We start from the raw sequence: 24,993 nt of genomic DNA, 5'->3' as shown, positions 1-24,993 counted from the left end.
ACTTTCTGCCACCCCCTAAAGCGACTTTAACAGTTTGTATTAATCTGTTTTTATGATTAGTGATACCGTCCATACTCTCGATAAATGGGGAGAATAAACGAGCATCATGACAAAAAAGCCTGAACTTAAGGAATAAAACTAGGTTACTTTCGCGAAAAGACAACACGATAGATCTAAAAAACACCATAACAAATGCGCAAGATCACTATCTGAGCTCCTAGTTTAGTTTTTACAAAACTATATTGATTTTAATCAGACTGCAGAACCATTTTATCGTCAATACTTATTCTATAAGGGTATCGAAAACACGTTATATCCTCTCATTTGGAGTGAGTCTATGCGACAGAGACGCCTGCAACTTATGCAATCACTTTTTGACGAATATATTGAGATGTACTCCTCACGGAATGACAAGCTCACGACGCGTTTTAGCGATAATTTTAGTGGTTATGCGGGCAGTAGTGATGTTCTGATCACGAATAAAGAAGAGTGGATACGAATTACTCGCCAAGACTTTGCACAAGTACCAGAGCGGATCCACATCGAAATGCTAGATTTATCATTGCAGGATCTTGCAGAGGATATCCTTGTTGTTACCGCTTTTTTCCATATACATTTGCCGATCCCTGAATCAATACTCTGCCAAGAAACCGCAAGGTTAGTGCTCATTTTTCATCAAGAAAACAAGGATTGGAAAATTGCCCATAGCGGCATATCTATCCCATATGGTTTAGCCAATAACGGGGAGATCTACCCCATGACGAGCCTAGAAGAAAGGAATCGCGAACTTGAGTCTATGATTGAAGCGCGCACCCGTGAATTGGCAGAAGCAAACAGTCGATTAGAAAAACTGAGTAACACAGACGGCTTAACCAATATTGGTAACCGTAGGCTCTTTGACCATATACTGCAAATGGAATGGAGCCGCGGACAACGCAGCAGTGCACCACTCGCGCTAATCATGCTCGATATTGACCACTTTAAATTGTTTAATGACCACTATGGTCATCTCGCAGGAGATGACTGCCTTAAACTACTGGCTAAGGGGTTATCTCAGTCAGGTCGTCGGGCGGGTGAATTGGTTGCACGCTATGGCGGTGAAGAATTTGTCATTTTACTCCCCAATACAGATCAGCAAACAGCACTCGATACGGCGCAATACATTCATCAACTTATCCAATCGCTTGCTATCCCCCATGTCAAAACCGACCTTGGTACAGTCACTGTGAGTCTTGGTGTCACCTGTATAGAGCCCTCAGAGCAACACAGCGCCTTAGAATTGGTACGCCAAGCAGATGCCGCGCTTTATCTTGCCAAATCGGCAGGTCGTAATTGTATACGTTATATGTCGCCATCAGTGAACAAGCTTGAAACGTAAAATAAAAAAGCCCCGTCAAATTTCTTTAACGGGGCTTTCATAAGGTGGCTCACCGAAGTAAGCCGCTTTTGTTAACCGCGGTTATTGCGCTTACGATCGTTTTCAGTCAAGTGTCTCTTACGAACACGGATGCTTTTCGGCGTCACTTCAACTAATTCGTCATCATCAATAAACTCAAGCGCTTGCTCAAGCGTCATGGTAATTGGCGTAGTCAGCACTTGCGCTTCGTCAGTACCAGAGGCACGCATGTTGGTTAGCTGCTTACCTTTCAAACAGTTAACTGTTAGATCGTTTGAGCGAGCGTGGATACCAACCACTTGGCCTTCGTAGACTTCAGCCGCATGGCCGATAAAGAGACGACCACGATCCTGTAGACCGAACAGTGCGAAGGTCAACGCCTTACCCGTTGCGTTAGAGATCAATACGCCGTTAGCGCGTTGACCAATATCGCCACCTTTATGTGGACCGTAATGGTCGAACGAGTGGTAGATTAAACCAGTACCTGAAGTAGCAGTCATAAACTCAGTTTGGAAACCAATCAAACCACGGCTTGGGATGATGAAGTCGATACGTACACGACCTTTACCATCAAGCTGCATATCTTTCATTTCAGCTTTACGGGTACCCAACTTCTCGATCACTGTGCCTTGATGTTCTTCTTCAACGTCAACGGTCAACGTTTCAAATGGTTCACACAGTTCACCGTCAATGGTTTTCAGAATCACTTCTGGACGTGATACGGCTAACTCGTAACCTTCGCGACGCATGTTTTCAATCAAAATTGATAAATGCAATTCACCACGGCCTGATACGCGGAAGCGATCTGGGCTGTCAGTTTCTTCAACACGCAGTGCCACGTTGTGGACTAATTCTTGTTGTAAACGCTCAAGAATGTTACGTGAAGTCACATACTTACCTTCTTTACCTGCGAAAGGTGAAGTGTTGACTTGGAAAGTCATGGTCAGTGTAGGCTCATCAACAGACAGTGGCGGCAGCGCTTCTACATTACCAGCGGCACAGACAGTATCAGAGATTTTCAGTTCGCCTAAACCCGTAATCGCCACGATATCGCCAGCATTAGCAACCTCAACCTCAGTACGGTCAAGGCCCATGTAACCTAATACTTGGCCCATTTTACCGTTACGCGTCTTACCATCGGCACCGATGATAGTCACTTGTTGGTTAGTTTTGATGCTACCACGATTGATACGGCCCACACCGATCACACCTACATAAGAGTTGTAATCGAGCTGTGAAATTTGCATCTGGAACGCGCCATCGGCGTCAGCATCAGGGAAAGAGACTTTTTCAACGATAGTTTGGAACAGTGGCGTCATATCTTCACTGACGACATCTGGATCTAAAGTTGCAAAACCGTTTAACGCTGAAGCGTAAACGATTGGGAAATCTAATTGTTCGTCGGTCGCACCTAAGTTGTCGAACAGGTCGAACACTTGGTCGATAACCCAATCAGGGCGAGCACCTGGACGATCAATTTTGTTGATAACAACGATTGGCTTTAGGCCTTGGGCGAACGCTTTTTTGGTTACGAAGCGAGTCTGTGGCATTGGACCATCAACGGCATCAACCAGCAATAATACTGAGTCAACCATAGACAGAACACGCTCAACCTCACCACCGAAGTCGGCGTGGCCTGGGGTATCAACGATGTTGATACGATAATCGTTCCACTTGATGGCAGTATTCTTTGCCAGAATCGTGATTCCACGTTCCTTCTCAAGATCGTTGGAGTCCATCACCCGCTCAGTAGCTTCTCCCCGGGTTGCAAGGGTTCCTGATTGCGACAGCAACTTGTCTACCAGGGTCGTTTTGCCATGGTCAACGTGTGCAATAATGGCGATGTTACGTAAATTCTCTAGCACGGATAAACCTCTTACCATCAAACAAAAATAGGGGATATTACAATATTCGTTACAGCAATCTACGTTGAGTCGCCATAAAAAAGCGTGCCATTCTACTCCAGAGCGGCCTTGGCGCACAGGATTATTTTTGAACACTTATAAAACAATACACCTTGGCAAAGGGCTTCTCGTTTGGCAACACACTAAGCCGAATAGTCTAGTCGCACCGTAAAAGCGCAAATAAATGGCCGTTTTTGGCAAATACTCATAAGTTAAACAGCTGAATTCACTATTCTTCATCTTATGGCGCGCTCACAAGAGTAGGCATTTCCATCGTAATATCCAGATACTGTCACACACTATTCCCAAAGATTTTGGAATGCTAAATCCGCAATGACAGGGTATAGACAACAGATGAGTACACCGGTTAAATACACCGCATCTTTACAACTCGCCTTCCACAACATTTCATCTAAACGCTACTGGCTCATAAGCCATAAACTTATTTCGCTCTAGAGAACGAAGCTAGTGCTAATAACATGATCTTAAACACCTATTATAATTTTGCACACGGCTATGATTAGAACCTTAGCCTGTTACTTTCACATTATTTTATGACATTAATATGGCCAAAAAATAATCTCACAATAGGATTAGAATTAGCGCCCTGTTCTCTGTATGTTATGTGTAAGACCTATCATGCACACTGTCATGAAAGTAAATCTTGTTGTGTTGAGTCGTATTATTAAATGAGTCACTTAGATTCTAATCCGTGTCAGTAACATGCAAAAAAACGACAGTGCCGTTAGCATTAGGGCGTATTGCCACTGCGCACCAAAATAGATTTATGCACCAAAATGCCACACACAAACGCACCATTATAGTGCATTTGAAAAATCAATTTAGTGCAATGTTTTTTATAGCCATTAATTATCAACACGTTACATTGTTGGCATGGATATCGCTATATAGCTCGTAAGTTTGGCTCAGTAATATACACTTGAGTTAAAAGATTATAAGAAGGGTCATCCCTTTACCCTACCGGAGGCTTGAGAATGTCAGTTGAATCAGTTTTAAAGCAACTTGAAGAATTAGAAGTTAAGTTTGTTGATTTACGTTTTACCGACACCAAAGGTAAAGAGCAGCATGTATCTATTCCTACTCATCAAGTAGATGCTGACTTCTTCGAAGACGGTAAAATGTTTGACGGCTCTTCAATTGCAGGCTGGAAAGGCATTAACGAATCAGACATGGTACTGATGCCAGATCCAACCACTTTTGTACTGGATCCCTTCACCGAAGAAACCACAGCCTTGATCCGCTGTGACATTCTAGAGCCAGGCACAATGACAGGTTACGACCGTGATCCACGCTCTATCGCTAAAAAAGCGGAAGAATACCTACGCTCTACCGGTATCGCTGACACTGTATTGATTGGCCCAGAACCAGAATTCTTCCTCTTTGACGATGTCCGTTTCGGTACTGACATGTCAGGTTGTTTCGTTAAGATCGACGCTAAAGAAGCGGCTTGGAACTCAGGTACAAGCTACGAAGGTGGCAACACAGGTCACCGTCCATTCGTTAAAGGCGGTTATTTCCCAGTTGCACCTGTTGACTCATCACAGGACTTACGTAGCGCTATGTGTTTAGTGCTTGAAGAAATGGGCCAAGTGGTTGAAGCGCATCACCACGAAGTGGCGACTGCGGGTCAAAACGAAATCGCCACTCGCTTCAACACACTGACTAAGAAAGCGGACGAAATCCAAATTCTGAAGTACGTAGTTCACAACATGGCACACGCCTACGGCAAGACTGCGACTTTCATGCCTAAACCAATCGTTGGCGACAACGGTAGTGGCATGCACGTTCACCAATCTTTATCTAAAGATGGCGTTAACCTGTTCGCAGGTGACAAATACGCTGGTCTGAGTGAAACCGCTCTGTACTACATTGGCGGTATCATCAAGCACGCTCGCGCGCTGAACGCTTTCACTAACCCAAGCACTAACTCTTACAAGCGTTTAGTACCACATTTTGAAGCACCTGTTATGTTGGCTTACTCTGCCCGTAACCGCTCTGCATCAATCCGTATTCCAGTGGTACCAAGCCCTAAAGGCCGTCGTATCGAAGCGCGTTTCCCAGATCCACATGCAAACCCATACTTAGGTTTTGCTGCACTGCTGATGGCAGGTCTTGACGGTATCCAAAACAAGATCCACCCAGGCGAAGCGATGGACAAAGACTTGTACGATCTGCCAGCCGAAGAAGCGGCTGAAATCCCACAAGTGGCCACTTCATTAGAAAACGCCCTTGAAAACCTGCAAGCAGACCATGAGTTCTTAACCCGTGGCGGCGTATTCAGCGAAGATTTTATCCAATCTTACATTGCACTGAAAACTGCTGAAGCTGAGCGTGTAGCACGTACAACTCACCCATTAGAGTTTGAAATGTACTACAGTCTGTAATGGCTAGCGCTATACAACCAGCTCGCTTTATGTAATTGATACAGAAAATATAAAAGCCTCGATAGCAACGCTATCGGGGCTTTTTGTATTTTGAAGGTATATACAACTTTGATTCTGATTCAATCATCGCGTTGTTCTCTAAATAGGCATCATCGCCAACCACTCATTTATCATTCAGAGAAGGCGCGCCAGGCACCGAGGCAACAGCAATAATAGAGATAGATGGTTAAAGACTGATCTAAATTAAACGAGGGTGCGGCATAAAAACCACCTATATAGTCGAAAGTTAACTACCGCGCCATTGTTGTTAAGTGTCCACGCTTTATTCAACTAGGCTGGGGATTGTCAGGGGCGAAATCTGACAGTTGGGCAGGTTCGCCTGACTCAAATGACGCAAATGGTACGCCATCTAACACGCGCTCATTTTTAAATACACGGATTTCAGAATCAGGTAACTGCGTCATCAGCAATGACAAGATAATGTGCATCTTATCCAATGGGCAATGAAGACGAATACTTGCACGTAAGCCCATTGTTCGTACATCCGATTGGCAGGCAATAAATGGACGATTCCGCGTTACCTTAATCAAATGACGATGCCCATTTTTTATAGGGCTCTCATAAGTTGTCTCTACATTTTTAAAACCAGTAAAGAAAAATGCCCCCAGAGCCATTCCGCCTGCACCAATCAGCGCTGCTGGGCCTAAAAAGGCCACCCCGACAATACAAACCACCACCCCAAACCAAGCCAGCCCCCGCACTACCGCGTAAGCTGCATCCGGAATCGCGTCATGATAGGTGGTAACTAAACCCTCGGAGGTGAGCCGATAATGGTACTGTTTGTCTGCAAACCAGAGGTAACGAGCAGATAAGCACATAATTGAAGCCATGATAATTAACCCTATACCCAAGCTAGTATCGCCAGATAGCAAATAGCACCCTATAAGTGCTAAGCAACCACATGGGATCAGGAAGGTTAACCAAAATAGACCATAGACAGTCGCTACCTTAATATCCCACTCATAAAGCGTGGGCGCCTCACGCACCCGCTGCTGACGTAGCTTATTGAGCCGGTCTTGCTCCTCTTTGGGTAATTGCAGGAACTCACTGCGCGGCAGGTCTTCATATCGACTGTCGTCCAACGGTTGTGTCTCTTGCTCTGTCGACGCCGACTGCTGCGGCGCTGCTCTCTTATTCATATAGCTATTCCTTTGCTGTACCCACGGACTGCACGGTCATCGTTAACCTACCCACACGGCTCGTACTTAATGTCTTCTCGCCCTTGACGATCTTGCCGCTATAAGGCCAGTTAGCATCTTGGTGGCAAAGCTGCCACTGATGACACCGAATCTCACGCCAATAACAGGCGCGAGAAAAAACGTTAACTGGGCTGGGGATTCTCAGGGGCGAAATCTGACAGTTGGGCAGGTTCGCCTAACTCAAATGACGCAAATGGTACGCCATCTAACACGCGCTCATTTTTAAATACACGGATTTCAGAATCAGGTAACTGCGTCATCAGCAATGACAAGATAATGTGCATCTTATCCAATGGGCAATGAAGACGGATACTTGCACGTAAGCCCATTGTTCGTACATCCGATTGGCAGGCAATAAATGGACGATTCCGCGTTACCTTAATCAAATGACGATGCCCATTTTTTATAGGACTCTCGTAAGTAGTCTCTACATTTTTAAAACCAGTAAAGAAAAATGCCATCACGGCAAAACTACCTGCACCGACCAAGGCGGCCGGGCCTAAAAAGGCCACCCCGACAATACAAACCACCACTCCAAACCAAGCCAGCCCCCGCACTACCGCGTAGGCGGCATCCGGTATAACGTCATGATAGGTAGTAACTAAACCCTCGGTGGTAAGCCGATAATGGTACTGTTTGTCGGCCAACCAGAGGTAGCGCATAAATGGCCCAAAAATCATCACTATGATGAGAAAATAATACCATTGCTCAAATCCATACCAGTATGTCACCAACCCAACTAGAGCCGTAATCCCGCACGGAATAAGGACCATGATCCACCCAATGCCATACACAGTCGCTACCTTAATATCCCACTCATAGAGGGTGGGCGCCTCGCGAACCCGCTGCTGACGTAGCTTATTGAGCCGGTCTTGCTCCTCTTGGGGTAATTGCAGGAACTCACTGCGCGGCAGGTCTTCATACCGACTGTCGTTCAACGGTTGTGTGTCTTGCTCTGTCGACGCCGACTGCTGCGGCGCTGCTCTCTTATTCATATAGCTATTCCTTTGCTGTACCCACAGACTGCACGGTCATCGTTAACCTACCCACACAGCTCGTACTTAATGTTTTCTCACTCTTGACGATCTTGCCGCTATAAGGCCTGTTAGCATCTTGGTGGCAAAGCTGCCACTGATGACACCGAATCTCACACCAATAACAGGCGCGAAAGAAAGCGTTAGACGGCATGGGTATTCTCAGGGGCAAAATCTGCCAGTTGGGCAGGTTCGCCTGACTCAAATGACGCAAATGGTACGCCATCTAACACGCGCTCATTTTTAAATACACGGATTTCAGAATCAGGTAACTGCGTCATCAGCAATGACAAGATAATGTGCATCTTATCCAATGGGCAATGAAGACGGATACTTGCACGTAAGCCCATTGTTCGTACATCCGATTGGCAGGCAATAAATGGACGATTCCGCGTTACCTTAATCAAATGACGATGCCCATTTTTTATAGGACTCTCATAAGTTGTCTCTATATTTTTAAAACCGGTGAAGAAAAATGCCATCACGGCAAAACCACCCGCGCCGACTAAGACGGCTGGGCCTAAAAAGGCCACCCCGACAATACAAACCACCACCCCAAACCAAGCCAGCCCCCGCACTACCGCGTAGGCGACATCCGGAATCGCGTCATGATAGGTAGTAACTAACCCCTCGGTGGTGAGCCGATAATGGTACTGTTTGTCGGCCAACCAGAGGTAGCGGATAAATGGCGCAAAAATCAGTGCCATGAAAAAAAAACCATACCATTGGTCAGACTCATACCAGTACGCCACCAAGCCAATCAGCACCATTATCCCGCAGGGAATAATGACAACGAGCCACCCCATGGCATACACGGTCGCTACCTTAATATCCCACTCATGGAGGGTGGGCGCCTCACGCACCCGCTGCTGACGTAGCTTATTGAGCCGGTCTTGCTCCTCTTGGGGTAATTGCAGGAACTCACTGCGCGGCAGATCTTCATACCGACTGTCGTCCAACGGTTGTGTCTCTTGCTCTGTCGACGCCGACTGCTGCGGCGCTACTTTATTGTTCATCCTGTTACCTCTCGGTAGACTCTACTTGTAGCGTGGCCATCGCCAAACAGTAAATCCAGCCATCCATTTTAAATCAGCAACATAATATGCTCTCGGCCTACCCTCAAGCGAATATTTACTGAAACAGTTTTAAGGAAAGTAATAAAAGTCGCTAGATGGCCAGCGAGGGAAGTAGAGACTGATTTTAAAGAGTATGTTCAAAACTTATCAAAGTTCTGCGAGGGCGCGGCAAACAAACCTCCATGATTAATACCAATCGTATTAAATATCTGTTCATTCAGCGGGAGTTCAACGCACTTTAGACAAGGCGAAGGCTTGAAGGCATAGTGGTGCTCTGTCGAAAGCCTTAAACGCAGTATAAAGCGCGTTGAAACCCGCCCTTCGGGAGCCACACAAGCATCCCACTCCGGTGTTGCATTGACTTAAAAGGGAATACCATTTCTGCGTCAATGCGCCTTGGATTGAGATGCTTGTGAGGCTCTGAACTGATGAGATATTTAATGTGATTGGTATAATACTTATCCAAAACAAGAGTCGCCGTTAACAACTAGGTTATTGAGCTTGGTTGTCTCTCGTTTCTGTTGATGAATAATTGACAGATATAATCATATAGTTAGAATGCCAAGTTGTTGAAACAGAAAAGATTGGCATCGAATGAAATCAGATCTGGTTCCACACCACTGACGCTCTCAGTTGATCAAGTGAGTAGATCATACCGAAGCAATGCAGTTTTTCACATATAAACAATGGAGTGGTTATGCGTTGGTTGATTTGGTCGGTCGTGTGCTGTTCTCTGACTGGATGTGCGACAATAACATCGAGGATGGGAGAAAATTCAACTTGGGGTCATTCTTTCTCTAGTGTTCAGACGGCTGTTGATAATGGCGAGGAGTGTATGGTTATCTCCGCGTTGGCGGCCCCGCCCTTGCTGCTCTTTACCATCCCGCTGACTCTGGTGGATATGGGCAGTGCGCTGCTCGTCGACGCTGTTATGCTACCTGCAGATTTAGCGATCACGCCCAGCGATCCCAAGCTCCACACCCCACGACCTATGGTCTGCCGCTATGACTACAAGATTTAAGCATGATCGCACCCAATAAATAACCTCAAATCCAAGCACCGCTGCCTGTGTGACGATGAGTTAACGCCGCCATTTTAAATCATTTACGTTAGCGATGAGCCTTGATCACACTCAATAGCAACTGAATATCGGCTTTATCATTATAAATATGCGGCGAAATACGTATCCCCATACTACGAGCATCCACACTGATATTTGCCTTGGCAAGGGCTGCCATTATTTGCCCTTGTTGTTCACCAAATTGCAAAACTAAGGTGCCACTGCGTTTTTCTATCTCTCTAGGTGATACAAACTCTTGATCTAGCGCCTCGGCAACGATATCAATCAATAGCTGGTTCCCTTTACGCAATTGTTCAACCCCTATATCGGCAAAATAATGAATACTGTGGGCGGCAATGGCATAGGGCGCAATAGAGGGCGTTCCACCCCAAAAACGCAGTGCCGAGTTGTGATAACGAAAATCATGGATATTAAATTCAAAGGGATTTTCATGGCTAAACCAACCCACATCCTTAGGTTGGCAACTGTCTATAATGCTAGGGTTAACCCAAAGGTAAGCGGCTCCGGGGCCAGAGCAAAGCCACTTCACACTCGACCCTATCAAAAAGTCAGGTTGTAACTGAGCTAAATTAAGCGGAATAATTCCAGCGGATTGCGCAACATCGACCACACTTAAGCAGCCATATTGACGTGCCATCGCCAAGATATTCGCAAGCGGAGCCTGCTGCCCAGTATTGGAATATGCATGGCTAACAAACACTAAATCGATATCCGAGCCCATATGGGCATCCCATACATTGGCATCGGTTATATCTAACGTTTTAGGAATAAAACGCACTTCACAACTGGCGGGTAATGCCTTTTTAATAGCAAAACCCATGCTAGGGAAATCAATTTCACTCATCAACACCACGGCATGTTCGCGGTTTAGGCGTGCCAAAGACATCAGGATTTTTGCTAACGCACTCGACAAATTAACCTGAGGGCAAAAATCCTTTTGGTGACCGTTAAATAACTTAGATAAAGCAAAGGTAAAATCATCAATCACGCTTAACCATTGTCCCCAAGGTTCACGCCCAGAGTCCTGCCATGGTGCAAAAAATGCTTCTTTAAAGACTTGTTCGGTTGACTTAAGTGGACGCCCTACGGAGTGGCTCAACAAATAACCGGGATTGGCGAGACAAAAATCCTTTTTAAAATCGCTAAACATGGTATTACCTCAAACTCTCTTTTAAACAGTTAAGATCATCATAGCGGGTACGAATATCACTGCGTTTAGTGGCTGCACGCCTATCTCGAAGTTTTTCGAGGGAACCCAGCAGCACAGATAATGGTTGCCCACTTGCAGTGACCTTAGCCAGATGTTGTTGAGCCATAGTCGTAGAAGGCTCGGCAATATATTTAGTGACTAATTGATTATGGTGCTGAATTGCGGTCGCACCATGCAATTCACAAACCTCGATAAAGAGTTTGAGATTTTGCTGATACCAATCTTGGTTAACACTATTCTTTGCCTGCAAAAAATCATCCATTAAGTTAGGGCGGCGCATGCATTCCCGTAGTAGCTGCTGATCTTCTGGCATCATATATAAAAATTTATCCACCAGCATTTGCGAGTAGGAAGACTCGTTGGCAAAACAAAGCCCTAATGTCAGATCAATAACATTAATCCCCGCAAAATCCCCAGCATTTGCCCCACGATAAACAACGGAGCCTACACGATAAGGTTTGTAGTAAGGACGCACACAATAAAAGAAGCGGTCTGTATCTAATCGATTAAATAATTGGGTATTCGATTCAATTACATCCTGTAATGCCTGTTTAGCGACACGCAGTAAATCCAAACTTATTGGATGGGAAATTCCTAGCGGTTGGATCTTCAATAACGCATCCGCGGCACGTTTATAGGCTAAGATCCCCTTAGTGTTATAATCCACAAACAGTTTTTCATCAGGCAAATCGGTAAAACGCTTATAGATACCACGATGAGCACGATTGTGTGTGGTTAAATGCGCGGTGGCAAAGCGTGGCGTAACGCCAATGGAGGCACCAATATGCATCGCCAGTGCAGAGGCTTCGGCCAGTGGTGAGGTGGTTTCCCGCGACGGTTCGGTAATTTCATGGCGACGACAGGCCGCCATATGCAGGCCAACATTACCGAGTAAATCAAATGCACTATCAAAGCCTTCATCGGTATTGCCTTCATCGAGCAAGGTTTTTATCAGTTCTCGCCCTTCAGATTCGAGCCGCTGTTTCGCTTCATCGCCGATATTGAGCACATTGGCGCGGTCTGATTGCAGGTAATAAAGCCGTTCAAGCTCGGAGTTTAGCTCGACGAAACGAGTGCGGATCCAATCATCGAACGCTTCGGTATTGTAGGTGGCAGGTTTCACTTGGACATCCTTGGATATTGTTATCGTTATTTTGGATGAGATGTTTTCAGTCTAACGGGTTTACACATTGCAATAAACTGAATTCACCGAGTCAAGTTAACAAGAATGCAACTTATCACCGTCTGTTGCTAGAGCTTGGCCAAATTTGCTAAAGATCTAATGCCACTTTTTATTTACACCTTGTACTTAAGTATGAATCTCATCCCGTTAACGCCTTTCCCTAGACGCTCACACACTTAGAGCTTAAAATACTTGGGCGATGTATCTTACTGAATTTCAGATATTAATTTCTTGAGTTTGCCTTGTTAATGATTAAACGTATCTCCATTCTATTTTTGGGTTTAGGTATTCTCCTCAGTCTTATCTATTGTGCCTATCGTCTTATCACCCAGCATAACTTTAATACCAAATACCAAGTGGGTGACGTTATCGACTCCCTCAATGGTGTCGAGATCTATTATAACGGTGGTGTAAATACCAGTGACGGCCGCAATTTGTCTATCGATGGTTATAATTTAGGCATTAAATATCAATGTGTTGAATTTGTGAAACGTTACTTTTATCAGCGTCATCAACACAAAATGCCTGACACCTACGGTCATGCTCGCGACTTTTTTGATAACAGCTTGGCTGACGGTGCGTGGAATGAAAAACGTGCCATGCTGCAATATGTCAATGGCAGTCAATTAACGCCTCAGGCTGATGATCTACTCGTTTTTGCTCCATGGCTTTTTAATCCCTATGGCCATGTCGCTATTATTGCTGAGGTCCATGACCATCAGGTTGAAATTGTTCAGCAAAATCCAGGGCCTTTTGGACCTTCAAGAGAATATTTCCCACTAACTCAACACGATGGGCTCTGGTATATTGATGCTCCTCGGTTAAAAGGCTGGTTAAGATTGCAAACACCGACTATCGCGCCCTCGCTCTTTAGCAACCATGCCGCTGAGGAATAACACCAATGTCATTGCTCGCTTGGTTTACCAAATGCGTTAACTTGATTAAATCATCCAAGCAAGACGTGGCATTGCCCGAGGTTTTTAATCAAATACAAATGCCCTATATCACCATACCTCTGCAGCAGACTTATCCACTGGTGATGCCTATGGCACAGGATGATATTTATGCTTATCAAATACATTGCTTACTCACACTCGAAGGGAAACAAGCCATCGATACCCTGATAAACAATGCAGGTTTTAAAGCACTGCCGGAGCACTCCGCTCCGTTTAATGGCTTAATAATGCATTCAAACCAATCGAGCTGTGTGTTTTTAAATAAATATGCAGACTTTGCAGGTATTTGCCTGAATTTAATCACTAACGATCAAACCCTACTTGAGCAACTAATTAGCTTCAAGTCACCATTACCTGATCCGTGGAAGAGTTTTCCTGATATCGATCCTGATACTCTCGGTAGCTTGCAAGGAAATCTCGATTTTTGGTGTCATTATTTTTGGCGCCCCTATTGGCTGTCACTCTCACAAAAAGAACGCTTACAATATCCCGAACCTTGGCGAGAGTTCAGCGAGTTCCATTAAAGTCTGAGGCATTTACAGAGGCTTAATTCAGGATAAATAATGAAATTGAAATATATTGGATTAGCGCTAGTGTTACTGTTAATCAGCGGTTATCTGGTCCCTGAGTCACCCATCATCCCCGTGAAAGGCGCAAGTAGTAAAGATTGGAATAGTCAAACCTTCTGGTACGAGCCTTGGGGAGCTTCTGGCGTACATAAAGGGATAGATATTTTTGCCCCAAAAAATACCGCCGTGATAGCCCCCACATCGATGCTGATCATTTATCGAGGCGGCTTCTTCCAAGGAGGTAAAGTCGTGGTAGGTCTTGGCCCTAAATGGCAAATTCACTATTTTGCCCATTTGGCGACAATTGCCGCCGATACAGGGTTAATTGTAGCAAAGGGAGAGACTCTTGGCGCGGTTGGTGATACGGGGAATGCGCAGGGAAAACCGCCACATTTACACTATTCAATATTAAGTTTATTACCTAAACCTTGGTTGATAGATACATCGACTCAGGGATATAAAAAGGCATTTTATCAAAATCCTATCCGCTATTTAGAGGCGCAATAGTCTTTTTAAACAGGCATTAAGCAGCCGCATCACTAGGCTCTGATTCGGGTAACACTGCTGGCACTAATGCTTCCCTGTCTGCCTTAGCAATATATTTGGGTTTATTGCAGGTTTGCAGCTTAGCATTGGCTTTTTTAGCCTTATTCTTCAACGTTTGATTTATCTTCTTTTTGCGATTCATATCGACACCAATACAGCATAAAGTGGGCAATTATATCCACTAGCTAACACTTGAGACAATCGAAAGAGCCCAAACGATGCTCAGGTGTTGCATCTAAACGTCTAAGCCCAAATAACCACTCGAAATAGTCGTTCATTATTTATAGATACTGCGACATAACAAAACGATTTCATTTACGACACGACTAGACAATCTATTCTTCCTCCCCTAGAATCTCGCCATTAACGAAAATCGTTATCATTTGCAATGTTATTTAACGGAATATGACCCATGCCAAGGAATCCGGTGTAACACTCTTACTCGCCTAGCAGGAAGTTATATGACGTTTAAAAGCTCACTTGTCGCCTTAGCAATATTGACTGCATTAACCCAATCCGCCGCCGCACAAGATGCCTCGGACAACAGTAATAAAGATCAAGAAATTGAAAAAATCACTGTCACCGCAAGCCGCATGGACAAATCCCCAAGTGCTATTCCAAATACAGTCACGATTATTGACCGTCTGCAGTTAGAGGAACAGTTCCGTACCACTAAGGATTTATCAACCATTATCGGTAACTTAGCCCCCAGCTTTTCCCCTAGTCGCCAAAAAATGAGTAACACTGGCGAAACACTGCGCGGTCGCCCTCCACTCATCATGATCGATGGCGTACCGCAATCTAATCCTTTGCGTAGCGGCGGGCGAGAAGGGCAAACCATAGATCCAGCCATGATTGAGCGTATTGAAATTATTCACGGTGCCAATGCAATGCACGGCCTAGGTGCACAGGGCGGGATTATCAACTACATCACGAAGAAACCCTCAGGCCATAATGAGCATGTGGTCAGTTTTGATGTCACCGTACCAGACTCAATGAAATCCAATGGCATGAGTTTTGGCACCAGCTATGCATTTTCTGGGGAGTCAGAATTGGTTGATATGCTGGGTTCGGTGAGTTATCGCAATAATGGCGTTTACTATGACGCTAACCATGATCTCGTGGGAGTCGATACAACACAAGGCGAGTCAATGGACAGCCAAAGTGCAGACTTCTTTATCAAGCTAGGCCATAACTTTGCCGAATCACGTATAGAGTTAATGGTTAACCACTACAACATGGATAACAATGGCGATTGGATGCCCATTGCTGGCGATAAACCTAATGGTGTACCAACAGGTGCAATAAAACAAAACCAACCTTGGGAAGCGGCTAACAACCAAGTGACGACTACTAGCTTAACTTATACCCACGAAAATATTGCAGGACAACAACTCAACCTCCAGCTTTTTAATCAAGACTTTAAAGCTGTGTATGGTGGCGGTTGTTTTGAAAGCTTCTACGATCCAGCCTTCGAGGGCAGCGACCAAGTTATCCAATGCGGCGTTGGTAGCAAAGGTGAAAGCTTGTATTATGACCAATCACGTAATTCTTCGGTCAAATGGGGCTTAAAAAGTGCGTTAATTGCTAAGGATATTGCTGGTTCAGGGATTGATGCGGCCTATGGTATCGACCTTTTCCGAGATACTACGGAGCAAGATTTAGTGAAAACAGGTTTTTCATGGGTGCCTGAAAGCACCTATGACAATATCGCCCCCTATTTACAGTTAGATTATGATTTAATTAAAAATTTAACCCTATCTACGGGCATTCGCTATGAACATGCCGAACTGAGTGTCGATGATTATAAAACCCTATGGGGCGCGGGCAATAAGCAAATCGCTGGGGGAGAAGCCTCCTTTAATAAAACCTTATTGAATATCGGCATATCCTACAAAATCACACCTGATATTCGTATTTATACTAGCTATAACGAAGGTTTTGGTATGCCTGATATAGGCCGCATTCTACGTGATGGTAAAAGCTTTCCTGGAGCAAATCCCAGTATCAGTGACTCACTTGCGCTCACGCCCATCGTTACAGATAACGTGGAAGTCGGTGCCGATTACCAAGGTAAATACCTGCGAGCTAAGATTTCCTACTACCGTTCGGCCACCGATTTCGGCTCACGTTTAGCCTTAAATAGTGATGGTTTTTACGATGTGAAACGGGAAAAAAGTGTTATCGATGGCATTGAAGCCAATGTGACCGCTTATTTGACCAGCAATGACGATTTAGGTATGAATATCGCTATCCAACAGGGCGAATACGATTCTAACGGCGATAATAAAGTGGATACCGATCTTGATGGTGCCAATATTGCTCCAAACCGTATCAACCTCTATTGGACGCATAATTTTGATAATGAAATGTCCACTCGCGTTCAAGCCAACTACTTTATGGACCGCGACTTTAAAAATGCTGCGGGAACGCAATATGCCGAATTTGATGGTTACACTACCGTCGATGCTTCCTTCTCTATGCCACTCTATACAGGCACTTTAAGCTTAGGCCTGCAAAACCTGCTAAATAAGGATTATTTCAACTATTACTCACAAACTATGGGGACAAATGATCGTTATTTCAAAGGGATGGGACGAACAGCGACCATAGGCTATACACTACCTTTTTAAACTGCTCTGATTTTTATCCATCAAAAAGCGCAATAAATATAGGTTGCGCTTTTTGATTGGGATATTGGGATCACTAATCCTTAGTAACAACCCACAGTGCGTGCAATAAACCGGGAAACCAGAAAAATAAACACAGAACGATGTTAATTAACAGATCCTTACCCGCTCCCGCTTTCAAGAATACCGCAACGGGCGGTAAGAGGATCGCAATAATAACTAAAAGTAATTTGTTTGTATCCATAGATAAGCTTGCTCCTGTAGAGGGGAAATCATTACACAGCTAACTTCGCAGGAAGACTCAGGATTTGCAAATACTTTATCCCAAAGCAGACTCATGTTCGCCAGTACTCGCTCTGTAAAGTTACTCCTTAGAGGGCCATGCCAGAGTCTCTGGCTTATGCCAAAGAGCCAGCGCGTCACTTACAGCCTCTAACTGAAAGGCTTCGCCCTGCTGTGATATATTCAGATAGGTATAATCCCGCCAACCAGTTACCGCATCCTGATAGCGGAAATGCAGGCAATAAGCGTGTAAATAGCAACGGTCAGCCACAGCACCACCATATAATTCATCGCCTAAAATCGGTACACCTAAGCTTGCCAATGCCACTCTCAATTGATGGGTTTTTCCCGAATGGGGTTTGAGAAGATAAAGTCGCAATCCATCTCCTACACTGACTGAAAAAAATTGGGTGATGGCAGGGTTTTCTTTGGTTCGCAACAGCTTAAACATACTACGGCGTGACTTTGCCATATCACCAATTACCCAGCCTTGTTTCTTTTTCGGCTTACCTTTTGCGAGGGCGAGGTAATATTTCTGCACTTTATGGGCGGTAAATAGCTCAGTAAATTGTTTTGCCGCGGCAGTACTCTTAGCCAGAATCAATAGACCAGATGTGGGCGTATCGAGTCGATGCACAGCAAAGAGCTTAATCCCTAAATCTTGCTCAACCTGTGCTACTACACCCGCGGTTCCGTCTTGACTGTGAAAGTGCACCTTAGGGAATTTTGAAATAACAAGAAAATCAGCCTCATCAGCTATGATTTGGTACATGGAACTCTCGACGCGGTAGTGCGGATCATTGACTTAGAATTGGATAGTAACGACTAAGCCGGGATGATTATCGCTAAGTTTAATTTGCGCATTGTGCCGTGAGAGAATCGCTTTGACCATAGATAATCCTAATCCTGTGCCCTGTAAATGTCGGCTAGGATCGAGTCGCACTAGGCGCTCAAACACTTTATCTTTACTCTCATCGGGTATCCCAGGGCCATTATCACGGATCTGAATTTGTGCGCCTGATTGAATAATATCAATCCGCGCACCCTGCCCAGAATATTTCATCGCATTGTCGACCAAATTATATAAAGCTTGGAATAATAAGTACTTATCACCCAACACTGTATGGTCTGATAACAAAGATAAACTCAATGTTTGTTCGTTTGACTCGGCAACCGCATCGGCCATTTCCAATAAATCGGTACAAAGTTGAGCTAGGCTTAGCTCCTGCAAGTCGAGAGTCTGCTGACCTTCCTCAATACGGGTGAGCGATAACATAGCATCAAATGTCGCCAAACAATGATCAAGCTCCTCAATTAAAATGGCACAACCTTCGCTGATATCATCATGTGACTTAGTGGCCAATTCTTCTAGCCCAATACGGATATGGGATAACGGTGTACGTAAATCATGGGCAATATTGTCAGTGGCTCCGCGCACTGCCATCAGATTATTTTCGAGAATATCCAGCACATTATTAAATTGCAGCGCCAACATATCAAACTCATCCTGACGCCAACTTAGCGGTAAACGCGTATCGTAATGACCGCGCTCAATCTGTTCACTCAATCGGTTGTACTGCACAAGCCGACGCAAAATGGCCTTAGAAAACAGATAGCCCAACGCTAAGGTTAATACTATAGTCAACATCACCGCGGTTGCAGCAGCACTGATAAATTTGTCGATTAATGTGGCTAAGTTATCGGTGCGAGTCGCAATCAACACTGGGCCGTAGCGGGTCATCACCAGACCGCCAGTGAGGATATGCAGTTTATCCGGGCCACCAGTTAAGATAGGAAAATCCCGCGTTTGCGGCAGCATGGGCATGCCTTCGGGCATAAAGCTCAAGGCACCGACCATATCGTAACTATTACGCCAAGCGATCAGAGCGGTTTGTGGATCGGCGGCGCGGATTTGAGCCGCAAAACTACGGCGATCAACAGTAAGGGCAAGCTGCTGATAGCGTTGGGTTTCAGACTCAAGATACTGAGTGACTTGATACTGCTGCTCGATGATCAGTTGTCGATAAAGCGCAAATAACAACGCACCTATAATCACAGTCACTAAGGTTGAAAAGACAATTGTGATGCGCCAAGCGCTACTTTGGTAAGGCTTAATGCCTTTGGCGTAAGCGATAACCCGCTCCCCTTACGGTTTCAATAAGCTCTCCGTGACCTAACTCCTCAAATTTACGCCGTAATTTTGCAATATGTACATCAATTACATTGGTGCGAGGGTCAAAGTGATAATCCCACACAGCTTCAAATAATAGTGTGCGGCTGATGACCTGATTAGCATGTTCCATCAAATACTTAAGCAACTGAAACTCTTTAGGTTGCAACATTAACTCCTGTCCGTCCAAGGTCACATTGCGGGTCAGTAATTCCATCTTGAGCCCACCAACCACTAAGTCGGTCGAAATGGGCGTGGATTGACCACGTTGCATCAGTTTTTCAGCGCGTACTAACAGTTCAGAAAAAGCAAACGGCTTAGTCATATAGTCATCACCGCCCGCCCGCAAACCTTTAACCCGTTCATCAACATGGGCTAAAGCCGACAAAATCAGCACAGGGGTTTGATTACCCGTAGCCCTTAAAGCCGCTAGTAATTTTAAGCCATCAAGCTGGGGTAACATTCGGTCGAGGATCACCAGATCATATTGACAGCTTGTGGCGAGAGATAAACCTTGGTGGCCATCATTCGCCGTTTCGATATTGTGCCCCTGCTCAAGAAATCCTTTGACGATGTAATCAATCGTCGTCGCATCATCTTCAACTAAAAGTATTTTCATCTGTATGTTGCGCTCCCCAATCGTCACGGATGCTGCGGGCATTAATCCCACTTGAGTAAAGGTAATTGACGTAAATTATCAACATCAAAAGCCAATTTATACTTACCTGTGTCATCCAGCAACTTAAGCTCTAAATAGCTAATGCCTAGATCATGATCCAATTTAGCATCAGTTAAGAAACCTTTATGATCTTTAATTGCCATGGTAATTAAACCTGAAAATGTCTGGTGTTTGCTCGTGATTAAGCGCGTTGCTTCAACTTCGCCTAAATCGTCAGCGCTAACCTTTCCTGCTTTTTGTTTCAATAACTTGCCATCTCGAGCACGATATTCAAAATGAGTAATCGCGTTAGCCAACGGGTTAATCAACTCAAACTGATAGACCAACTCACCTTCCTGCATTTCCATTTCAAACTCGGCAATCACGCCAGGAAAGTCTTTTTCAATCTGCTGCATCACTTTTAGTGGTGGCTGATACTGCCCACTCCCCAACATGGAATACAAGCTCTGGGCAGCAGAGACCGCCCCCGATACCAAGATGAATCCTAGCAACCATAATCTCATGGCCCCTCCATATAAATCAGCTAAGTTTGTATCTTATGAGACAATCAGTTAGAAGTCGATGGACCATATTGTCCCTCTCTTATCTTCCACCCTCACTGCATTAAATCCGTCAAAGATAGCCGCAAAATAGGGATAGTCTACCTAATGGCGACTAAAACACCGATGGAAACAAGATTAACCTTTGATCATCTAAAACATTTTGTGCTTAGAAAGGGACTATTCCAGAATATGAATTTGTTCAGATTTGAGTGCCACTGTGGTTTGCATTCCCTTAGTGAGAGCAAGCTTTTGGGCAAAATGCAGCGAGACTTCGGTGTTAATTTGTAATTGGGTGCCGGCGACATAGCAGATAAGCCGAACAGATTCGCCCATCACCAGCATAGCGTCTATCGTGACAGTTAACTTATTAAAACTGCGGCATAAACGTCCTTTGGATATCGAATTAAAACGAATACCTTGATTGGGGATAACCCAACGGACTCGACTTCCCACTGGGCGATCTTTACCATAATCGCAGGCAATTAACTGCTCACCAAACTTAAGCCAAGTGAGGTTTTTAGTGCTGTCTTGAAATACCACTTCACCATCAAAAATATTTCTTAGCCCCATCTGCCTAGCTACAGCTTCATTACGTGGTCGCGATAACACTTCAAATGGAGCCCCCTGCTGTAACATCTTGCCTTGGCTGATCAAAATCATCGAATCAGCCAGCAGCAAGGCTTCATTTAAGTCATGGGTGACCATAATCACTGGACAAAGTAACTGCTCTTTGAGGCGCGCAAGCTCAAGGTATAAACGCTCACGGGTTTCCCTGTCCACCGCAGAAAAAGGCTCATCCAACAATAAAACCGACGGTTCGCGTGCAAGTGCTCTTGCTAAGGCGACGCGCTGGCGCTGGCCGCCCGATAAATGTGCAGGTAATCTATCGGGTAATCCCTGTAGATTAACCCTTTCGAGCCAATCTTTCGCGCGCGGTATGCGCTCCGCCTTGGGAATATGATCAAGCCCTGCCACCACGTTTTCTAGGGCGGTAAGATTCGGAAATAAGCCAAAATGCTGCGGCATATAACCGATATGGCGTTGCTGCGGGCTTAAGGCGATACGCGCTTTATCATCAAACCAAGGCCGATCGCCAAAGTGGATTTGTCCCGTATCGGGATGATTCAACCCAGCGATCATCCGCAGTAGCGTGGTTTTTCCACCGCCAGATGGCCCTACCACAGCAAGTACTTCACCCGCTTTACAGCGAAAATCAGCGCTCAGATTAATGTGTTTATGATTTTGGATCTGACACTGCAGATCAGCGATGATTTGCGCCACGCTGACCTCCTAAACGCCGCGATAGACTGGTCGTGAGTGCTAAGGCCGTCACGGCAAACAGCAATAAGACTAATGACATAGTGCCTGCTGCATTAAAATCGAATGATTGCACACTGTCATAAATTGCAATCGAAATCGTTTTAGTCTCGCCAGCAATATTGCCGCCCATCATCAGCACAACGCCAAACTCGCCGAGCACATGGGAGAAGCACAGCACTAAGGCAGTCAATACTCCCGGCCATACCATAGGCAGTTCAATTTTAAGTAAAATTTTAAGTCGACTCATGCCGCAACAAGCGGCTGCATCGCGAACATCATTAGGTACAGTTTCAAAGGCGCGCTGTATCGGCTGCACGGCAAAGGGAATATTAACTAATACGGAGGCGATAACCAGACCAGAAAAGTGAAACACGAGTTGCTGACCAATGACTTGTTCAATCCATTGTCCGAGCCAACTTTGACTACCTAGCCCCACCAGCAAGTAATAGCCAATCACTGTTGGCGGTAATACCAAGGGCACCATGATCAGTGCTTCAACCCAGGATTTGCCGACAAATTGGCGATAGGCTAATGCCCGTCCAGCGAGAATAGCTAAGGGGATAAGCACTAAAACAGTGATGCCACTCAGCTTGACCGATAACCAAAGTGCCTGCCAATCCATCATGGTTGCTCTGGTAATGAAAAACCATAATCGGCCAAAATACGACGAGCGCTATCGGCTCTTAAATAATCATAAAAATGCTGGGCTGTTTCACCCGCCTTGGCCATTAATGCCATACGCTGAAACAGCGGAGTATGCATTTTTGCTGGCACTATGGCGTAATCACTCAGTTTAGAAAACGTGGGTGACATAGCTAAAGACAGTGCAATAATTCCCCCCTGGGTTGAACCACTTATCGCAAACTGCCCGGCTTGGGACACATTTTCCCCAAGGATCAATTTAGGTTGAATCGCATCCCACAACTGCACAAACTGCAATGCTTCTTTGGCCTTTTCGCCATAGGGAGCGTGATCAGGATTAGCAATAGCAAAACGGGTAATTTTTCCTGCAGCGAGTGCTTCAGCGAGCCCCTTAAGTTCAGGGTCAACGGACAAACTCCCCGCTTTCGGTACAACAATCGCGAGTTGCCCTTGGGCATAAAGCACACCAGCATCGCGGGCGATACCGGCACTGTGCAATTGCTGAATATATTTTTCATCCGCAGATAAAAATAGCTCAAAGGGCGCACCATTTTGAATTTGAGTGGCAAAATTACCCGATGACCCATAGGAAATGTTAACTTTCAACCCCGTTTCATGGGTGAATTTTTGGCTAATCTCATCTAGGGCAAAACGTAAATCAGAGGCAGCGGCAATCGCTGGAACCGATGCGGTACTGGTATTCGTCGCCGCTTGGATGCTCAAAGATAAAGTAGATAATAAACAACAAACAGATAAAAAAACTGAGTTAAAAAAACGAGTTAAACCCACCATGTTGTCAATCTTCCATTAATTTGTGTTAGCAATATACGCCTGTTTGTCGCCAGCTTTTATGCTTGCCACAATTTAGCCGCCTGCTCATCGGCATCTTTCGCCTCAACCCAACTTTTACCTTGCTCGCCCGCTTCTAATTTCCAGAAGGGTGCTTTGGTTTTTAAAAAGTCGATTAAGAATTCACAGGCAGCAAAAGCGGCCTTACGATGGGCACTCGTCACGCCGATAAATACAATTTGCTCGCCCAGCGACATAGTACCGACACGGTGGATAACAGTGACCCGATTCAACGGCCAACGGCTACGCGCTTCGGCAACAATTTGTTCGAGTACAGCTTCTGTCATGCCAGGGTAATGCTCTAAGGTTAAGTCAGTCACCGCGGCGCCATCGTTAAAATCACGCACTTTACCGACGAAAGTGACTACGGCACCATCGCTATCATCTTGGGCGAGTTGGCGATATTCGTCAGAAACACTAAAATCGACCTCTTGCACTCGAACTGCGGGTAGTAAACGCATATTAACCTCCTGTAACTGGTGGGAAAAAGGCGACTTCATCACCATCCTTTACCGGTGTATCCCATTGGCTAATGGTCTGATTTACCGCCACCAGCAATTTGTCAGAGGTTAATACTTTAGCCCATTTGTCGTCGGTGGCCGCCAGCGTTGCCCGTAATGCTTCGGCAGTTTGTGTCTGCTCGCTCGCCTCTAGACTTAATTTAGCTGTACCCAATAATTCTCGAACTTGAGCAAAAAACAACACGTTAATCATAGTCTTCTCTCATTTTTGATCCGCTAAACCTTAAAATGTCCCGACTTGCCGCCACGCTTTTCCAACAGACGGACTTGGGAGATCACCATATCTTTTTGCACGGCCTTGCACATGTCATAGATAGTTAACGCCGCCACTGAAGCCGCAGTTAACGCTTCCATCTCTACACCCGTTTTACCGGATAATTTACACAGGCTAGTGATGCGCACACGGTTATGTTCAGGCTGCGCCTCTAAATCGACCTCCACTTTAGTGAGCATTAATGGATGGCATAAAGGGATAAGATCTGAGGTTTTTTTTGCGGCTTGGATACCCGCAATACGCGCGGTCGCAAACACATCACCTTTGTGGTGGCTGCCACTCATGATCATCTCGAGTGTCGTGCTCGCCATCTCAATAAAAGCTTCGGCGCGGGCTTCGCGTTCAGTGACGGCCTTTTCGGTCACATCGACCATATGGGCATTGCCATCGGCATTAATATGGGTAAATACATTGCTCATTGGAGCGATCCTTTCATGTGAGGTCAAAACAAAGTGCAAGGAAAAT

At 45.2% G+C, this 24,993-nt stretch carries 26 protein-coding genes; 7 read left to right on the top strand and 19 right to left on the bottom strand.

Features of this window, described 5'->3' with window-relative positions; all coding sequences use genetic code 11:
• Positions 1–337 precede the first annotated feature (337 nt).
• Positions 338–1,378 (top strand): GGDEF domain-containing protein, encoded by a 1,041-nt coding sequence (locus SPUTW3181_RS01405; protein ID WP_011787665.1) that lies wholly within the window; start codon positions 338–340, stop codon positions 1,376–1,378.
• 71 nt (positions 1,379–1,449) lie between these two features.
• Here SPUTW3181_RS01405 and typA read toward each other — a convergent pair whose 3' ends face one another.
• Positions 1,450–3,261: a translational GTPase TypA gene (gene typA, locus SPUTW3181_RS01400; RefSeq protein ID WP_011787664.1), complete on the bottom strand. Its 1,812-nt coding sequence runs from the start codon at positions 3,259–3,261 to the stop codon at positions 1,450–1,452.
• Positions 3,262–4,295: 1,034 nt separating this feature from the next.
• On the opposite strand from typA, the gene glnA reads away from it, so the two are divergent.
• The gene (gene glnA, locus SPUTW3181_RS01395) at positions 4,296–5,705 is read left to right on the top strand and encodes a glutamate--ammonia ligase (RefSeq protein ID WP_011787663.1); all 1,410 of its coding nucleotides are present in this window, start codon (positions 4,296–4,298) and stop codon (positions 5,703–5,705) included.
• 326 nt (positions 5,706–6,031) lie between these two features.
• Here the strand turns inward: glnA and SPUTW3181_RS01390 are convergent, their stop codons facing one another.
• The 4 genes from SPUTW3181_RS01390 to SPUTW3181_RS22040 form a co-directional block, all read right to left on the bottom strand.
• Positions 6,032–6,904 (bottom strand): hypothetical protein, encoded by an 873-nt coding sequence (locus SPUTW3181_RS01390; protein WP_011787662.1) that lies wholly within the window; start codon positions 6,902–6,904, stop codon positions 6,032–6,034.
• 182 nt (positions 6,905–7,086) lie between these two features.
• On the bottom strand, positions 7,087–7,959 hold the full coding sequence (locus SPUTW3181_RS01385; protein ID WP_011787661.1) for a hypothetical protein: 873 nt from the start codon (positions 7,957–7,959) through the stop codon (positions 7,087–7,089).
• Between the two features lie 182 nt (positions 7,960–8,141).
• Positions 8,142–9,014, bottom strand: a complete 873-nt coding sequence (locus SPUTW3181_RS01380; RefSeq protein WP_011787660.1) for a hypothetical protein — start codon at positions 9,012–9,014, stop codon at positions 8,142–8,144.
• A gap of 197 nt (positions 9,015–9,211) precedes the next feature.
• Complete coding sequence (locus SPUTW3181_RS22040; RefSeq protein ID WP_011918503.1) at positions 9,212–9,406, bottom strand: hypothetical protein; 195 nt, start codon at positions 9,404–9,406, stop codon at positions 9,212–9,214.
• Positions 9,407–9,771: 365 nt separating this feature from the next.
• On the opposite strand from SPUTW3181_RS22040, the gene SPUTW3181_RS01375 reads away from it, so the two are divergent.
• A complete protein-coding gene (locus tag SPUTW3181_RS01375; RefSeq protein ID WP_011787659.1) occupies positions 9,772–10,095 on the top strand; it encodes a YceK/YidQ family lipoprotein in 324 nt (107 codons plus the stop codon).
• Between the two features lie 88 nt (positions 10,096–10,183).
• Here the strand turns inward: SPUTW3181_RS01375 and SPUTW3181_RS01370 are convergent, their stop codons facing one another.
• Together SPUTW3181_RS01370 and SPUTW3181_RS01365 are read right to left on the bottom strand one after the other, a co-directional pair.
• Positions 10,184–11,305, bottom strand: coding sequence for an aminotransferase class V-fold PLP-dependent enzyme (locus tag SPUTW3181_RS01370; RefSeq protein ID WP_011787658.1), 1,122 nt, complete (start codon positions 11,303–11,305; stop codon positions 10,184–10,186).
• A gap of 4 nt (positions 11,306–11,309) precedes the next feature.
• Complete coding sequence (locus SPUTW3181_RS01365; RefSeq protein WP_011787657.1) at positions 11,310–12,488, bottom strand: PrnB family protein; 1,179 nt, start codon at positions 12,486–12,488, stop codon at positions 11,310–11,312.
• A gap of 308 nt (positions 12,489–12,796) precedes the next feature.
• Between SPUTW3181_RS01365 and SPUTW3181_RS01360 the strand changes: the two genes are divergently transcribed.
• The 3 genes from SPUTW3181_RS01360 to SPUTW3181_RS01350 are packed head-to-tail and all read left to right on the top strand — an operon-like array spanning position 12,797 to position 14,580.
• Positions 12,797–13,444, top strand: a complete 648-nt coding sequence (locus SPUTW3181_RS01360; protein ID WP_011787656.1) for a CHAP domain-containing protein — start codon at positions 12,797–12,799, stop codon at positions 13,442–13,444.
• 5 nt (positions 13,445–13,449) lie between these two features.
• Complete coding sequence (locus tag SPUTW3181_RS01355) at positions 13,450–14,028, top strand: hypothetical protein (protein WP_011787655.1); 579 nt, start codon at positions 13,450–13,452, stop codon at positions 14,026–14,028.
• A gap of 39 nt (positions 14,029–14,067) precedes the next feature.
• A complete protein-coding gene (locus SPUTW3181_RS01350) occupies positions 14,068–14,580 on the top strand; it encodes a M23 family metallopeptidase (RefSeq protein WP_011787654.1) in 513 nt (170 codons plus the stop codon).
• A 16-nt stretch (positions 14,581–14,596) separates the two neighbouring features.
• Here SPUTW3181_RS01350 and SPUTW3181_RS01345 read toward each other — a convergent pair whose 3' ends face one another.
• Positions 14,597–14,761 carry a DUF2986 domain-containing protein gene (locus SPUTW3181_RS01345; RefSeq protein WP_011787653.1) on the bottom strand — a complete coding sequence of 55 codons (165 nt, stop codon included), beginning with the start codon at positions 14,759–14,761 and terminating at the stop codon, positions 14,597–14,599.
• Between the two features lie 319 nt (positions 14,762–15,080).
• On the opposite strand from SPUTW3181_RS01345, the gene SPUTW3181_RS01340 reads away from it, so the two are divergent.
• The gene (locus SPUTW3181_RS01340) at positions 15,081–17,252 is read left to right on the top strand and encodes a TonB-dependent receptor (protein ID WP_011787652.1); all 2,172 of its coding nucleotides are present in this window, start codon (positions 15,081–15,083) and stop codon (positions 17,250–17,252) included.
• Positions 17,253–17,325: 73 nt separating this feature from the next.
• Here SPUTW3181_RS01340 and SPUTW3181_RS21400 read toward each other — a convergent pair whose 3' ends face one another.
• From SPUTW3181_RS21400 to moaC, 11 genes are all read right to left on the bottom strand, one after another.
• Positions 17,326–17,493 carry a YqaE/Pmp3 family membrane protein gene (locus SPUTW3181_RS21400; RefSeq protein WP_011787651.1) on the bottom strand — a complete coding sequence of 56 codons (168 nt, stop codon included), beginning with the start codon at positions 17,491–17,493 and terminating at the stop codon, positions 17,326–17,328.
• 120 nt (positions 17,494–17,613) lie between these two features.
• On the bottom strand, positions 17,614–18,303 hold the full coding sequence (locus SPUTW3181_RS01330) for a TIGR01621 family pseudouridine synthase (protein WP_011787650.1): 690 nt from the start codon (positions 18,301–18,303) through the stop codon (positions 17,614–17,616).
• Positions 18,304–18,336: 33 nt separating this feature from the next.
• Positions 18,337–19,593: a HAMP domain-containing histidine kinase gene (locus SPUTW3181_RS01325; protein WP_011787649.1), complete on the bottom strand. Its 1,257-nt coding sequence runs from the start codon at positions 19,591–19,593 to the stop codon at positions 18,337–18,339.
• 49 nt (positions 19,594–19,642) lie between these two features.
• Entirely contained in the window at positions 19,643–20,320 is a 678-nt protein-coding gene (locus SPUTW3181_RS01320; protein WP_011787648.1) for a response regulator transcription factor, read from the bottom strand.
• A 41-nt stretch (positions 20,321–20,361) separates the two neighbouring features.
• Positions 20,362–20,883, bottom strand: a complete 522-nt coding sequence (locus tag SPUTW3181_RS01315) for a PepSY domain-containing protein (RefSeq protein ID WP_011787647.1) — start codon at positions 20,881–20,883, stop codon at positions 20,362–20,364.
• A 216-nt stretch (positions 20,884–21,099) separates the two neighbouring features.
• A complete protein-coding gene (locus tag SPUTW3181_RS01310; RefSeq protein WP_011787646.1) occupies positions 21,100–22,203 on the bottom strand; it encodes an ABC transporter ATP-binding protein in 1,104 nt (367 codons plus the stop codon).
• Positions 22,184–22,864: a molybdate ABC transporter permease subunit gene (gene modB, locus SPUTW3181_RS01305; protein ID WP_025008018.1), complete on the bottom strand. Its 681-nt coding sequence runs from the start codon at positions 22,862–22,864 to the stop codon at positions 22,184–22,186. The genes SPUTW3181_RS01310 and modB overlap by 20 nt, the downstream gene beginning before the upstream one ends.
• A complete protein-coding gene (gene modA, locus SPUTW3181_RS01300) occupies positions 22,864–23,676 on the bottom strand; it encodes a molybdate ABC transporter substrate-binding protein (RefSeq protein ID WP_011787644.1) in 813 nt (270 codons plus the stop codon). Before modA ends, modB begins: the two co-directional genes overlap by 1 nt.
• Before the next feature lie 56 nt (positions 23,677–23,732).
• Complete coding sequence (gene moaE / locus SPUTW3181_RS01295; RefSeq protein WP_011787643.1) at positions 23,733–24,194, bottom strand: molybdopterin synthase catalytic subunit MoaE; 462 nt, start codon at positions 24,192–24,194, stop codon at positions 23,733–23,735.
• Position 24,195: 1 nt separating this feature from the next.
• Positions 24,196–24,447, bottom strand: coding sequence for a molybdopterin synthase sulfur carrier subunit (gene moaD / locus SPUTW3181_RS01290; protein ID WP_011787642.1), 252 nt, complete (start codon positions 24,445–24,447; stop codon positions 24,196–24,198).
• 23 nt (positions 24,448–24,470) lie between these two features.
• A complete protein-coding gene (moaC, locus tag SPUTW3181_RS01285; RefSeq protein ID WP_006079755.1) occupies positions 24,471–24,947 on the bottom strand; it encodes a cyclic pyranopterin monophosphate synthase MoaC in 477 nt (158 codons plus the stop codon).
• Positions 24,948–24,993 lie beyond the last annotated feature (46 nt).

Origin of the sequence: Shewanella sp. W3-18-1, assembly GCF_000015185.1 — a bacterium.
GTDB classification, from domain to species: Bacteria; Pseudomonadota; Gammaproteobacteria; order Enterobacterales; family Shewanellaceae; genus Shewanella; species Shewanella putrefaciens.
This window is presented reverse-complemented; position numbering and strand designations above follow the sequence as displayed.

Coding starts and splice junctions, on each gene's coding strand:
- SPUTW3181_RS01340 (WP_011787652.1), top strand. CDS start 15,081: ATGACGTTTAAAAGCTCACTTGTCGCCTTAGCAATATTGACTGCATTA.
- SPUTW3181_RS01385 (WP_011787661.1), bottom strand. CDS start 7,959: ATGAATAAGAGAGCAGCGCCGCAGCAGTCGGCGTCGACAGAGCAAGAC.
- SPUTW3181_RS01360 (WP_011787656.1), top strand. CDS start 12,797: ATGATTAAACGTATCTCCATTCTATTTTTGGGTTTAGGTATTCTCCTC.
- modB (WP_025008018.1), bottom strand. CDS start 22,864: ATGGATTGGCAGGCACTTTGGTTATCGGTCAAGCTGAGTGGCATCACT.
- SPUTW3181_RS01370 (WP_011787658.1), bottom strand. CDS start 11,305: ATGTTTAGCGATTTTAAAAAGGATTTTTGTCTCGCCAATCCCGGTTAT.
- modA (WP_011787644.1), bottom strand. CDS start 23,676: ATGGTGGGTTTAACTCGTTTTTTTAACTCAGTTTTTTTATCTGTTTGT.
- moaC (WP_006079755.1), bottom strand. CDS start 24,947: ATGAGCAATGTATTTACCCATATTAATGCCGATGGCAATGCCCATATG.
- moaE (WP_011787643.1), bottom strand. CDS start 24,194: ATGCGTTTACTACCCGCAGTTCGAGTGCAAGAGGTCGATTTTAGTGTT.
- SPUTW3181_RS01375 (WP_011787659.1), top strand. CDS start 9,772: ATGCGTTGGTTGATTTGGTCGGTCGTGTGCTGTTCTCTGACTGGATGT.
- moaD (WP_011787642.1), bottom strand. CDS start 24,447: ATGATTAACGTGTTGTTTTTTGCTCAAGTTCGAGAATTATTGGGTACA.
- SPUTW3181_RS01350 (WP_011787654.1), top strand. CDS start 14,068: ATGAAATTGAAATATATTGGATTAGCGCTAGTGTTACTGTTAATCAGC.
- SPUTW3181_RS01330 (WP_011787650.1), bottom strand. CDS start 18,303: ATGTACCAAATCATAGCTGATGAGGCTGATTTTCTTGTTATTTCAAAA.
- SPUTW3181_RS21400 (WP_011787651.1), bottom strand. CDS start 17,493: ATGGATACAAACAAATTACTTTTAGTTATTATTGCGATCCTCTTACCG.
- SPUTW3181_RS01345 (WP_011787653.1), bottom strand. CDS start 14,761: ATGAATCGCAAAAAGAAGATAAATCAAACGTTGAAGAATAAGGCTAAA.
- SPUTW3181_RS01405 (WP_011787665.1), top strand. CDS start 338: ATGCGACAGAGACGCCTGCAACTTATGCAATCACTTTTTGACGAATAT.
- SPUTW3181_RS01390 (WP_011787662.1), bottom strand. CDS start 6,904: ATGAATAAGAGAGCAGCGCCGCAGCAGTCGGCGTCGACAGAGCAAGAG.
- SPUTW3181_RS01355 (WP_011787655.1), top strand. CDS start 13,450: ATGTCATTGCTCGCTTGGTTTACCAAATGCGTTAACTTGATTAAATCA.
- SPUTW3181_RS01380 (WP_011787660.1), bottom strand. CDS start 9,014: ATGAACAATAAAGTAGCGCCGCAGCAGTCGGCGTCGACAGAGCAAGAG.
- glnA (WP_011787663.1), top strand. CDS start 4,296: ATGTCAGTTGAATCAGTTTTAAAGCAACTTGAAGAATTAGAAGTTAAG.
- SPUTW3181_RS01320 (WP_011787648.1), bottom strand. CDS start 20,320: ATGAAAATACTTTTAGTTGAAGATGATGCGACGACGATTGATTACATC.
- SPUTW3181_RS01315 (WP_011787647.1), bottom strand. CDS start 20,883: ATGAGATTATGGTTGCTAGGATTCATCTTGGTATCGGGGGCGGTCTCT.